The organism is Streptomyces sp. NPDC050732, assembly GCF_040654255.1.
In the GTDB taxonomy this organism is placed as follows: domain Bacteria; phylum Actinomycetota; class Actinomycetes; order Streptomycetales; family Streptomycetaceae; genus Streptomyces.
Map to the genome: position 1 here is coordinate 71,668 of NZ_JBFAHP010000003.1, position 11,204 is coordinate 82,871.

The window sequence follows — 11,204 nt, forward strand, 5'->3', positions numbered from 1 at the left end:
GGTGAACAGCGGGAGACGTGCCGACGGCGCCTCCCGCGAGCGGCAGAAGGCTGATGAGCCCGGTCTGCCAGATGTGCGGCGTTACTCCCCGCCGACGGCCATGGCCAGCGCTGTCGCCGGGTCATGGGCCGCCGGGCCCGCCGGGGCCCAACGGCCCCGCTCCTTCCGGTAGGGCCACCAGCGACCGTCACGCCCATGGCGCAGCTGCGCGTTCGTGCCGACCACGGTCCATCGGTTGTGGGCCGCGCGAAGCCGAGGCCGTTCGTCCTCGTCCCAGGCCGCGTCCAGTGCGGCACGCGCGCGTGCCAGTGCCTCGTCCTGAGGCGTCCATTCCTCGTCGAGTACGTGGAGCGCCGCCCGGCCGCCGTACCCCCAGGCCCGCACAGCGAGCGCCATGCCGTCCCGGCCGCGTTCGGATGCCGCCGCGAGCCGCGCTTCGATCGCGGCACCGGGCTGAGCGGCTGCCAGCCGAACGGCATCCTCGGCAACAGTCAACTCAGCCTCGACAGGAGAGCGTTCGTGCCCCGGGGTGAGCACGTCGGCCAGCAGTCGGTACGCCTCGGCGGCCGCCTGCGCGGCCAGGAACTCGACTGCCGACACATCGAGTCCCGGCGCGGGCTCCGCCTCCGTGTCGAGCGTCGGCGGCAGACCCGGCTCCGCGGGCAGCGGAGGCAGGACGGGCAGCGGCGGGAGGATGGCACCGTCCGCGTACGCCTCCGCGGCACTGACACCCTCTGGAGGGGCGCCCTGAGTGCCCTCCGTAGGCTCCTGGGGACCAACTGGCGCGACACTGCGCACCTGCAGCTCGTCGAGGAGCATCCGCTCCCCGCGCCCCCGCATCAGCAGCAGCACGAAAGGGTCCTCGTCGAGCAGGCGCGCCATCTGGTAGCAGAGCGCGGCCGTATGCCCGCAGTGATCCCATGCGTCACAGTCGCACTCGGGCTCCAGGTCGCCGATCCCAGGCAGCAGCTCGACACCGGCCGCCGCGGCATCCTCCACCAGGTGCGGTGGCATCTCGCGGTCCAGGAGCGCTGCGATGTGCCCGGCCCGCTCGATGGTCATGCCCAGGAAGCGGTCCCATTCCTCCGGGCCCAGTTCCTGCAGGAGGACGTCGGAACGGTGCGGTGTGCCGTCGCGGTCCATGACGAGCGCCGTGATGCGGCCCGGGCGCACGGACACCGCGCCCACCGCGCCGGCCCGGGCGAGCCTGCGCCCCGTCTTGAGCTGCTGGGTGTCGAGCGCCGTGTCCTCAAGGGCCTTCAACCAGGCCTGACCCCACCAGCTCTGCGCGAAGCCGCGTCCATGTGCGGGCGGCAGTGCCGCGAACGTCCGCTCGTCCGCCTGCGCGCCCGCACGCGTGTCATCGTCCACGGCACCGTACGTCTCGTCATGGATGTCACTCATCGCGCGCCCCCTCGCAGCTCAACCAGATCTGACAGTTCGGCGTCGGTCAGCTCGGTCAGAGCCGCCTCGCCCGAGCCGAGGACGGCATCGGCCAACTCCCGCTTGCGCAGCAGCATGTCGGCGATGCGGTCCTCGATCGTTCCCTCAGCGATCAGGCGGTGCACCTGCACCGGCTGTGTCTGTCCGATGCGGTACGCACGGTCGGTGGCCTGCGCCTCGACAGCCGGGTTCCACCAGCGGTCGTAGTGCACCACGTGTTCGGCACGCGTCAGGTTCAAGCCGGTGCCCGCCGCCTTCAGAGACAGCAGGAACACCGGGACGTCACCGTCCTGGAAGCGTTGCACCATGGCCTCTCGCGCCGCTACGGGTGTGCCGCCGTGCAGGAACTGAGAGGGGACCCCGCGGGCCGCCAGATGCTGCTCGATGAGGCGCGCCATCTGGACGTACTGCGTGAAGACGAGCACGCTCGCACCCTCGGCGAGGATCGTGTCGAGCAACTCGTCCAGCAGTTCCAGCTTTCCTGAGCGGCCGGGGATCCGGGGCTTGTCCTCCTTGAGGTACTGGGCGGGGTGGTTGCAGATCTGCTTGAGGCCGGTGAGGAGCTTGACGACCAGCCCTCTGCGCGCCATTCCGTCGGCACCGGAGATTTCCGCGAGCGTCTCCCGCACCACGGCTTCGTAGAGGCCTGCTTGTTCCGCGCTGAGCGAGACGGCGCGATCGGTCTCCGTCTTCGGCGGCAGCTCGGGCGCGATCCCCGGATCCGACTTGCGCCGACGCAACAGGAAGGGGCGCACGAGCTGCCCGAGCCGCTCGGCGGCGCCGGGATCTGTACCGCCCTCGACGGCCTGTGCATACCGCGTCCGGAAGGTGGCGAGCCTGCCGAGCAGGCCGGGAGTGGTCCAGTCCAGAATGGCCCACAGCTCGGAGAGGTTGTTCTCCACGGGCGTGCCGGTGAGTGCTACACGCGCGCGTGCCCCGATGGTGCGCAGCTGCTTGGCCGTGGCCGAGTACGGGTTCTTGACGTGCTGCGCTTCGTCGGCGACGACCATGCCCCAGGAGGTCTGCCCGAGGTTCTCCGTGTCGAGTCGCATCGTGCCGTAGGTGGTGAGGACGAACTCGCCGTCCGTCAGGCCCTCCAGGCTGCGCTGGGCGCCGTGGAAGCGGCGTACCCGTGTGCCGGGCGCGAACTTCTCGATCTCGCGCTGCCAGTTGCCCATCAGAGACGTCGGGCAGACCACCAGCGTGGGGCCCGGGGTCTCCTCCTGCGTCTGGCGGTGCAGATGCAACGAGATCAACGTGATCGTCTTGCCGAGGCCCATGTCGTCGGCGAGGCAGCCGCCGAGCCCCAGTGAAGTCATCCGTGCCAGCCAGTTCAGGCCGCGCAACTGATAATCGCGCAACTCGGCGGCAAGCGCCTCGGGCTGCCCGACGGGCTCCATGCCCTCGGGGTCCGCGAGTCGCTCGCGCAGGGTGGCGAGCCATCCCGTCGGCTGTACGTCGACACGTCGCCCCTGGACTTCGATCGTGCCGGTCAGGGCGGCACTGAGGGCGTCGATCGGGGTGACCTTGTGATCCTGGCGGTCGCGGGCGCGGCGGGCCTCTTCGGGATCGACCAGTACCCATTGGTCGCGCAGGCGCACCACCGGACGGTTGGCCTCCGCGAGGTGGTCCAGTTCAGCCCGCGTCAGCTGCTGGTCGCCCAGCGCGAAGCGCCAGTTGAAGGCGAGCAGGGCGTCGGCGGAGAGGAAGGACGGTGTATCCGACGCGAGTTTGCTCGGCCCCTTCCGGTCGTCCTCCTGTCCCTCATCCGGAGGGCCGATCACCACGCGCGCGGTGAGGCTGCGCGCCAGTTCCTTCGGCCAGTGCACGTCGACGCCCGCGACAGCCAGAGCTCGGGCGCCTTCGCCAAGGAGCGCGGTGACGTCCTCGTCGGCCAACTCGATGGCGTCCGGCACGGTGGCCGAGAGCAGCGGGGCGAGAGGCGGCCACGCGCGCGTGGCACGACGCAATGCGAGCAGGGCGTCCATGCGTGCACGCGGTCCGAAGGACTGTCCCGAAGCCCCGGAACCGGCCCACACCTCGGCAGCGTCCGCGACGAGCGAGGGGTCGCTGACACTGTGCAGTTGCAGTACGGCGCGGAACGGCAGCCGAGTGCCGTCCTCCGCTACGGAGGCGAGGCCCGGGATTTCGACGCGTAGTGAGATCCGTACGCCGGCGTCGTGCCCTGCCGCCACGTCGAGGGCCCAGGCGCGCTGCTCGGGTACGCGCTGGGGCTCCGCTACGGCGAAGACTGTGCCGCCCGACGCCAGGGGCGCGGCGGGGGAGCGCGGAAGCGTGTCGGCCACGGCGTCGAGGAACTGACGCAGCAACTTCTCGGGCTCGGGCAGTCGCAGCGGCAGGCTGTCGTCCAACGGGCGCGCGTGGGCGGCCGGTGGCATCGCCGCGGACAGCTCACGCAGTCGCTGCAGGTCCTCGGTGCTCAGTGGGCCGGTGCGCCATGCGTCGTGATTAGTGGCAGTCAGTCCCGGCAGCAGGAGTCCGCGAGCCGCCAGTTGCAGGGCAAGCACTCCGGCCGTTCCCCAGAATGCGGCCGTCGGGTGTGTTCCCGTCGCGGCACGCGCGCGTGTGAGGACCGGCAGTGCGGTGCGGACAGGGAGAAGCACCGCGGGCACGGTGGCAAGGTCGATCCCGTCGTCCCCCGGTACTGCGAGGGACAGTTCTTCGTAGGCACCGGCAGCTGTGTCCGGTGGCTCGGTGCCGTCGCTGTGCCAGAAGGCGACGCGTCCGTCGCGGGGCGGGTCGGCGGGCATGAAAAGGGCGGAACAGCGTGACAGTTCGGAGAGCTCGGCAGGGGACACGACGGAGAGCCTGTGCACAGCGATAACGCATTCCTCAAATTTGACTACTGTGGCCGGAGCGGCCGAGAGTACAGGAAAGCAAGGGCTTCGTGGGTGGGCTTCTGTGGTGATCCCAATCACATGGTGTAGTCAGCCCCCCTGCCGTCCGGGGCTGACCCCCGGTTCAAGACGGGTGGTGCCGTCATGGTCGCCGAAGGTCACGGATCCGTACGTTCTATGAGGTCAGCCCCTCATCGCCAGACGGAGACCCACCATGCCCCAGGCCGCCGCAGTCGCGGAACGCTCCCCAGCCCACACCGGCAGACGCTCCGCCGGCAGTGATTTCGCACCCCTCCTGCGTGCGGTCAAGGAGCAGGGGCTCTTGGACCGCCGTACAGGTTGGTACGCGCGGACCATCGGGATCAACGCCCTCGCACTGGCGGCCATAGGGACCGGGATGTTTCTGCTCGGCACGTCGTGGTGGGTGTTGCTGCTTGCTCCTGTGCTCTCCGTCCTGTGCGCCCGGACGGCGTTCATCGGCCACGACGCGGGCCATTCGCAGATAACCGGGAACCGATCCGTCAGCCGCGCGATCGGCCTCGTGCACGGCAACCTCCTGCTGGGGATGAGCTCGGCCTGGTGGAACGACAAGCACAACAGGCACCACGCCAACCCCAACCATGTCGACAAGGACCCCGACGTCGCCGCGAACGTCCTCGTGTGGACCAGCAGGCAGGCCAAGGTCCGTCTGGGCTTCCGGCGTTGGCTCACCCGCAACCAGGCCTGGCTCTTCTTCCCGCTGACGCTCCTCCAGGGAGTCGCCATGAAGATCTACGGCTTCCAGGACCTGCGGCGGCAGGATCGGCGCGAGCGCGTCGTGGAAGGCCTTCTCCTGGTCGCCCATCTCGTCGGCTATGTGACGCTGTTGCTCTCGGCCATGCCCCTCGGCCACGCGCTCGCCTTCGCGGCGCTTCACCAGGCGCTGTTCGGCCTGCACCTCGGGCTCGCCTTCGCGCCCAACCACAAAGGCATGGAAATGCCCGACCCGGACGGCGAACGATGGGGTCATCTGCGGCGCCAGGTACTCACCTCGCGCAACGTTCGCGGCGGTCTCATGACGGACTGGTTCCTCGGCGGACTCAACTACCAGATCGAGCACCATCTGTTCCCGAGCATGCCGCGCCCTCACCTGCGAGTCGCCCAACCCATCGTGCGTGCCCACTGTGCCGCCATGGGGATGCCCTACACGGAGGCGGGATTCGTCGACTCCTACCGCCAGGTGCTGCGCCACATGTACGAAGTCGGTGAGCCCCTCCGGGCCGAGTAGGCCGGGAGACCGAGTAGCCCCGGGAGGCGGCGAGCAAGTCAGGGACCAGTAGGGGACAAGGCTCAGGGATGTCTCAGGGTCGCAGTCAGGAACCGTGCGACACCCGATCCCGTTTTCCAAGGCAGAGAGCGGCACACGCCGCGAAGGAGGCGACGCACATGTCGAAGAAGGCGAAGATCGCCGCAGGAGGTGTGGCAGCCGGAGTCATTCTGCTGTTCTGGTTGCCCTGGTGGGCCGCACTCCTCATCGTGCTCGGAGTCCCCGCGGCGGCCTATCTGACGCTCGACTCCGGCCAGCGGCGCAGGCTGCGCCGTGTCACACGCAAGGAGATCGGTCACTGAGGCGTCTGCATGATGCGGCAGTGAGTTCTGGCGCTCGTGCTCAGGAAGGGCGAACCGCCATTTTGTCGAGGGCCTCCAGCAGTGCGGGAAGCTCTGCTCCACGGCCCACCGGCATCACCTCTCCCGGTTCCTCGTCCAGCAGCACGAACGCGATGTCGTCGGTCCTGGCGACCATGGACCAGCCAGGACCGTCGGCCCGCAGGGTGCGTGCGTCCCCCGAGGCGAAGGACGACCGCACTCTCCCCAACGGCGGCGGAGTGTCCACGTACGCACGCGCTTCCGCCAGGACGCGCCGGACGCTGGTCAGAGGCGTGACCTCGGCGTCTTCCTGAGACTCCACCGCGGGCCCGTCCGGCGCGAATTCCTCGTCGTCGATCTGCGCCCGCCAGGCCGCCCACTGCAGTGCTATCTCGTCGGCGCCCAGCCGCCGTTGCGCCGGGCCCCAGGTGTCGGACGGGGGCGGCGCGAGTGGCGGGCGGCCGGCGTCGTCGGGGCCAGGTTCCGGATCGTGCGGAGCGGGCACGCCGGGAGCCGCCACGGCGACCGCCAAAGGCCATCCGGGCAACGCGGCGACCACCGTGTGCTCTTCGGGGGACAGGTCGTATTCCATGCCGCAGTCCCAGGAGGCGATCGCCACGGCCACCAGCGATACATCGTCGACGACGACCGTCCAGCGCGCGCCTTCACCGTCCTGGCCGAGCACCAGCCCGTATCCGGCGGCGAGCGGCGCGAGGCCGAGCGCCGCGCACGCCTCCGGATAGTCGTCGCCCAGTACGCTGGGGAACTTCGCGGGTGTCAAGAGCACCGCCGTCAGCACGTACAGCGCGTCGTCGTCGGCGGCGTCGTCCGTCCCGGCCATGCCAGCCTCCCCGATCGCTTCATCCGTCGGCGCACCCTAACCACTCGCCCCAGAGATCGTCGAGGGGGCGAGGAGCAGGAAAACCGCCGACGGACCGCCTCATGCCACCGGTCCGGTGCGCTCGCAGGCTCAGGCTGCGGGCAGCCCCAGAAGGGACCTGGCCACGTCCCGCGGGGACTCGTCCCGTTCGCGTGCGAGGGCGATGACAGCGCGGCACGCGAGCTCGTTGACCCCGAATGACAGTGCCTCGGGAGAAACCCATCCGGAGGCTTCATCCATCTCGGCCTGATCGTCCTCCGCGCACGCCGCCACATAGACGGCGGCTGCCTCGAAGATGTTGTGCGGGCGCTGGTGCTTGCCCCGGTCGCGAGCGGGCTCATTCTCGTCCCGCGCGGGCCTGTTGGATTGCCAGAACTTGCGGAGTCCGTCGAACATGTGGTCCACCTTCCCCCGGGTGCGGCTACCACCATTGAACCCTCATCCGCCTATGGTCAACGTAGAGTCGTTGTTCCGGTACGAGAAGGGGGATCACGCGGTGAAGCGTTTCGAGCGGCTCGAGCAGATCATGCGACTCGACCCGGAGCGGGACTTCCTTGAGATCTACCGGCTCACCACGGCATTCGAATTCCCGTGGGACCATACGCGCGCACTGGAACTCGCGCTCTATCGCACCTACGCAGTCCCCAGTATCGGCCGTCTGCTGGCACAGACAGCGGAACTGACAGAGCGTACGCAGAAGAGATACGACGACACCGCTCTGCTTCTCGACACCGTCGTGGAGCACGGTTTCGACGACGACGAGGGCCGTACCGCCATCCGGCGCATCAACCAAATGCACCGCAGCTACGACATCAGCAACGACGATATGCGGTACGTACTGTGCACATTCGTGGTGGTGCCGAAGCGGTGGATCGACACCTATGGCTGGCGCAGGCTTTCGCGTCACGAAACGGCCGCGGCTGCCGCGTACTACCGCACTCTCGGCCGGCACATGGGAATCAAGGAGATCCCAGGATCCTTCGAAGAGTTCGAAGACTGCCTCGACGCCTACGAAGAGGCCAACTTCGGCTGGGACCCGGGAGCGCGTGAGGTATCCGACGCGACCCTGGACCTGATGGCTTCGTGGTATCCGCGGCCCATGGCACCGCTGTTGCGCAAGGCGACCCTCGCGCTGCTGGACGAGCCCCTGCTGCGGGCGTTCCGGTACGAACAGCCGGGTGCGGCCACCCGCTCGGTGGTCCGGGGCGTGGTGCGGCTCCGCGGGCGCGCGGTGCGCCTCATGCCGCCGCGTAGGGCACCGCATTACGCGCGGCAGAACCGGGAGATCAAGGGCTACCCCGACGGCTACGAGGTCGCCGAGCTCGGCTCGTTCCCCGTGCCGGGCGTGCGCGGGTGCCCGGTGCCGCACAAGGACAGATCAGCGACCGCTCCCGCCGAGTGAGGTCAAGGTGGCGCGGAGCCAGGTGAGTTCGGCCTGGCTGGTGGCGCGGGCAATCGTGAGGATGCCGCGCCGGAAGGGGTCGTCGAGCTCCTCCGCGCGCAGGGGGCGTTCGCCGTCGTAGAAGAAGCTGGCGGGTTCCTCAAGGAAAGCCAGCCGTCGCCGGAGCACTGCCGCTTGGGCCGTTTCGTCGTCCAGATGGCGGAGGAACGCGAGGAGCGTGAACCAGCGGTTCTCGTCACTGATGTCCCCCTGAGCCGGCTCCGCGAGCCGCTTGCGCAGCTCCTGCCTGCCGGCCGGTGTGAGACTCAGGACGTGGCGGGGCGCCGCCCCGGTACCGGGCTGGGTCTCCCTGGCGAGCAGCCCTCCCCTCTCCAGTCGCTTGATGGCGGGATACAGCGTGCTCTCCGCGACAGGGCGCACATGCCCGGTCAGGGCCGAGATGCGCTTGCGCAGCTCATAGCCGTGCAGAGCGGCGTCGTAGAGGAATCCGAGGATGGCCAGTTCGAGCATGGCTTGCATTCTGCCGCACCATCCCGTGGCAGGTGTACATCCGACGCGAGATACATCGTCGCCGATGTATTGTCTTCGGAGTCCGCTGACGACGAGTGGCAGCGGACGGCAGGACGAGGGATACGGGGTGCGGCGATGAAGGAAGCACGGTTCGATGCTCGGGGCAGCCGTGTGCGGTGGACCGAGGTGGACGGGGCCGAGCCGACGCGGGTGTACGTGCACGGACTCGGCGCGGCTTCCACGGTCTACCACGCACACATAGCGGCCAGGCCCGAACTGGCCGGCCGCCGCTCGTTGTTCGTGGATCTCCCGGGGCACGGCCTAAGTGACCGTCCCGCCGATTTCGGGTACAGCCTGGAGGACCATGCCGACGCGCTGGCCGCGGCTCTGGATCAGGCTCAAGTGGTCGGCGCGGAGATCGTGGCGCACAGCATGGGCGGATCCGTCGCCATCGTGCTCGCGTGCCGACGGCCCGACCTGGTGACGAGGCTGGTCCTCACGGAGGCCAACCTCGACCCGAACCCGCCCGCCACCGCGGGCAGCAGCGGAATCGCCATGTACTCGGAGGACGACTTCGTCAGCGGTGGGGGCTACGTGCGCGTGCTGGGAAAGATCAGCGCCACATGGGCAGCCACGATGCGTCTCGCGGACCCCCTGGCGCTGCACCGGAGCGCCACTGGTCTCATCGCGGGCACCCGGCCCACGATGCGCCGGATGCTCATGGAGTTGCCCATCGATCGCGTCTACTTGCAGGGCGCTTCGAGCGGTGAGCTCCCGGGGCACGGCGAACTGACAGCCTCCGGAGTGCGCGTGGTGACGGTGCCCAAAGCGGGCCACAACATCATGTTCGACAACGCGGACGCGTTTACGGCGGCGATCGCCGGTCGCCTCTGACCGCTCGCCCGGACCGGACGGCCCGCGCTCAGTCCTGGCGTACCGCCAGAGCGAGGAAGCGCGCGTCCTCATCGACGTACGACGTCATGAGCCACCCCGAACGGGCGAGGAGCGGGCGGAGGTTGGCCTCTGCCCGCAGGTCGTCCGGAGTGATCTGTCGTCCCTGCCGTGCCGCGAGCGCAGCCCTGCCGATGGGGTGGAAGAGCGCGAGCAATCCACCAGGGCGCACCACCCGCCTCAACTCCGACAGGTTCTCCGCGGGTTCGGGGAGATGCGCGATCAGCCCGGCGCCGAAAACGGCATCGAGTGACCGCGCACGCAACGGCAGACGCGCCACGTCGGCGAGCAGGAGCCGGCCGTCGTGGCCCCTGCCCGCGCGTGTCGCGGCCTCCAGCATGGCCGGAGTCAGATCGGCGCCGAGCACCACGCCCGAAGGCCCTACGGCGTCCCTGAGCGCGGGCAGCGCCCGCCCCGTCCCGCACCCGGCGTCGAGCACGGAGGAACCCGCAGCGAGCGACAGCTCGGCGACGGCGGCCCGGTAGGCGGGCCCGTCATCGGGGAATCGGGTGTCCCAGTCGGCGGCGCGGGCGGTGAAGAATTCTTGGACCTTCGTGTGGTCGTCGCTCATGCGACCCATGATCCCGCAAAAGGTCGCACGCGCGTTGGGTGCACTCGTTCGAGCGTGACGCGATCGTTCAGCATCGTCTCTCTGTCATCTTCCGGCAGCTTTCGAACTGCGCCCCCGTTGTGCGCCGCTTGTCGGACTAGCGTCCCGGGGCCATGGGACACCTGGACCACGCCACCTTCGGCTGGCTGACCCCCGTGCTGTCGTACGCGATGGCCTGCATCGGTGCCGCCCTCGGGCTGCGCTGCACCGTCCGCGCGCTAAGCGCCTCGGGCCGCTCACGCCGGAACTGGCTCATCACCGCCGCCTCCGCCCTCGGCACCGGCATCTGGACGATGCACTTCGTCGCCATGCTCGGCTTCGGAGTCACCGGCACCGAGATCCACTACAACGTGCCACTGACCTTCCTGAGCCTTCTCGTCGCGATGGCCGTCGTGGGAGTCGGCGTCTTCGTCGTCGGGTACGGCCGTGATCGTGGGCGCGCGCTGGCGCTGGGCGGACTCACCACAGGGCTCGGCGTCGCGAGCATGCACTACCTGGGTATGGCGGCGCTGCGCCTGCACGGCGACGTGGAGTACGACCTCGTGCTGGTCGGGCTCTCCGTAGTCATCGCAGTGGTCGCGGCGACCGCCGCCCTGTGGGCCGGCCTCAACATCAAGTCCCCGATCGCCGTCGCGGTGGCGTCGCTGGTCATGGGCGGGGCGGTGACGAGCATGCATTACACCGGGATGCTGGCTGTCAGCGTCCGGGTGGCCCCCTCCGAAGCCGCGCTGCCCGGCGCCACGACCATGCAGTTCATCTTCCCCCTTGCCGTCGGCCTCGGCTCCTACCTCTTCCTGACCTCGGCATTCGTCGCGCTGTCCCCGACCACCGGCGAGCGTGCGGCATCTGTGTCGGCCCAGCGACCGATGGACGGTGTCGCCTCCTAGAGGCGCCTCCCGCGCCGACCGGGCGACACACACCGAC

11 protein-coding genes are annotated in these 11,204 nt (G+C 69.4%); 5 read left to right on the top strand and 6 right to left on the bottom strand.

What is annotated here, in order from left to right:
* Positions 1 to 81: 81 nt before the first annotated feature.
* A complete protein-coding gene (locus tag AB0H82_RS03760; protein WP_362988410.1) occupies positions 82 to 1,404 on the bottom strand; it encodes an SWF or SNF family helicase in 1,323 nt (440 codons plus the stop codon).
* On the bottom strand, positions 1,401 to 4,214 hold the full coding sequence (locus AB0H82_RS03765) for a DEAD/DEAH box helicase (RefSeq protein ID WP_362988818.1): 2,814 nt from the start codon (positions 4,212 to 4,214) through the stop codon (positions 1,401 to 1,403). Before AB0H82_RS03765 ends, AB0H82_RS03760 begins: the two co-directional genes overlap by 4 nt.
* Positions 4,215 to 4,515: 301 nt before the next feature.
* Between AB0H82_RS03765 and AB0H82_RS03770 the strand changes: the two genes are divergently transcribed.
* Entirely contained in the window at positions 4,516 to 5,568 is a 1,053-nt protein-coding gene (locus AB0H82_RS03770; protein ID WP_362988412.1) for an acyl-CoA desaturase, read from the top strand.
* 158 nt (positions 5,569 to 5,726) lie between these two features.
* Positions 5,727 to 5,909: a hypothetical protein gene (locus AB0H82_RS03775; RefSeq protein ID WP_362988414.1), complete on the top strand. Its 183-nt coding sequence runs from the start codon at positions 5,727 to 5,729 to the stop codon at positions 5,907 to 5,909.
* A gap of 40 nt (positions 5,910 to 5,949) precedes the next feature.
* Here AB0H82_RS03775 and AB0H82_RS03780 read toward each other — a convergent pair whose 3' ends face one another.
* The gene (locus tag AB0H82_RS03780; protein WP_362988416.1) at positions 5,950 to 6,768 is read right to left on the bottom strand and encodes a hypothetical protein; all 819 of its coding nucleotides are present in this window, start codon (positions 6,766 to 6,768) and stop codon (positions 5,950 to 5,952) included.
* A 129-nt stretch (positions 6,769 to 6,897) separates the two neighbouring features.
* A complete protein-coding gene (locus AB0H82_RS03785) occupies positions 6,898 to 7,203 on the bottom strand; it encodes a hypothetical protein (RefSeq protein ID WP_362988418.1) in 306 nt (101 codons plus the stop codon).
* Between the two features lie 100 nt (positions 7,204 to 7,303).
* On the opposite strand from AB0H82_RS03785, the gene AB0H82_RS03790 reads away from it, so the two are divergent.
* Complete coding sequence (locus AB0H82_RS03790) at positions 7,304 to 8,209, top strand: oxygenase MpaB family protein (RefSeq protein ID WP_362988820.1); 906 nt, start codon at positions 7,304 to 7,306, stop codon at positions 8,207 to 8,209.
* Here the strand turns inward: AB0H82_RS03790 and AB0H82_RS03795 are convergent.
* Positions 8,186 to 8,719 (bottom strand): PadR family transcriptional regulator, encoded by a 534-nt coding sequence (locus AB0H82_RS03795; RefSeq protein ID WP_362988420.1) that lies wholly within the window; start codon positions 8,717 to 8,719, stop codon positions 8,186 to 8,188. The genes AB0H82_RS03790 and AB0H82_RS03795 overlap by 24 nt on opposite strands.
* 135 nt (positions 8,720 to 8,854) lie before the next feature.
* Here AB0H82_RS03795 and AB0H82_RS03800 point away from each other — a divergent pair, with 135 nt between their 5' ends.
* Positions 8,855 to 9,613: an alpha/beta hydrolase gene (locus AB0H82_RS03800; protein ID WP_362988422.1), complete on the top strand. Its 759-nt coding sequence runs from the start codon at positions 8,855 to 8,857 to the stop codon at positions 9,611 to 9,613.
* 28 nt (positions 9,614 to 9,641) lie between these two features.
* On the opposite strand, the gene AB0H82_RS03805 is transcribed toward AB0H82_RS03800, so the two are convergent.
* Complete coding sequence (locus AB0H82_RS03805) at positions 9,642 to 10,241, bottom strand: methyltransferase domain-containing protein (protein WP_362988424.1); 600 nt, start codon at positions 10,239 to 10,241, stop codon at positions 9,642 to 9,644.
* A gap of 152 nt (positions 10,242 to 10,393) precedes the next feature.
* On the opposite strand from AB0H82_RS03805, the gene AB0H82_RS03810 reads away from it, so the two are divergent.
* Positions 10,394 to 11,167, top strand: a complete 774-nt coding sequence (locus AB0H82_RS03810; protein WP_362988426.1) for an MHYT domain-containing protein — start codon at positions 10,394 to 10,396, stop codon at positions 11,165 to 11,167.
* Positions 11,168 to 11,204 lie beyond the last annotated feature (37 nt).

What these genes read in the sequence shown, in the direction of transcription:
- AB0H82_RS03760 (WP_362988410.1), bottom strand. Translation starts at nt 1,404, where the DNA reads ATGAGTGACATCCATGACGAGACGTACGGTGCCGTGGACGATGACACG.
- AB0H82_RS03765 (WP_362988818.1), bottom strand. Translation starts at nt 4,214, where the DNA reads ATGCCCGCCGACCCGCCCCGCGACGGACGCGTCGCCTTCTGGCACAGC.
- AB0H82_RS03770 (WP_362988412.1), top strand. Translation starts at nt 4,516, where the DNA reads ATGCCCCAGGCCGCCGCAGTCGCGGAACGCTCCCCAGCCCACACCGGC.
- AB0H82_RS03775 (WP_362988414.1), top strand. Translation starts at nt 5,727, where the DNA reads ATGTCGAAGAAGGCGAAGATCGCCGCAGGAGGTGTGGCAGCCGGAGTC.
- AB0H82_RS03780 (WP_362988416.1), bottom strand. Translation starts at nt 6,768, where the DNA reads ATGGCCGGGACGGACGACGCCGCCGACGACGACGCGCTGTACGTGCTG.
- AB0H82_RS03785 (WP_362988418.1), bottom strand. Translation starts at nt 7,203, where the DNA reads ATGTTCGACGGACTCCGCAAGTTCTGGCAATCCAACAGGCCCGCGCGG.
- AB0H82_RS03795 (WP_362988420.1), bottom strand. Translation starts at nt 8,719, where the DNA reads ATGCTCGAACTGGCCATCCTCGGATTCCTCTACGACGCCGCTCTGCAC.
- AB0H82_RS03800 (WP_362988422.1), top strand. Translation starts at nt 8,855, where the DNA reads ATGAAGGAAGCACGGTTCGATGCTCGGGGCAGCCGTGTGCGGTGGACC.
- AB0H82_RS03805 (WP_362988424.1), bottom strand. Translation starts at nt 10,241, where the DNA reads ATGAGCGACGACCACACGAAGGTCCAAGAATTCTTCACCGCCCGCGCC.
- AB0H82_RS03810 (WP_362988426.1), top strand. Translation starts at nt 10,394, where the DNA reads ATGGGACACCTGGACCACGCCACCTTCGGCTGGCTGACCCCCGTGCTG.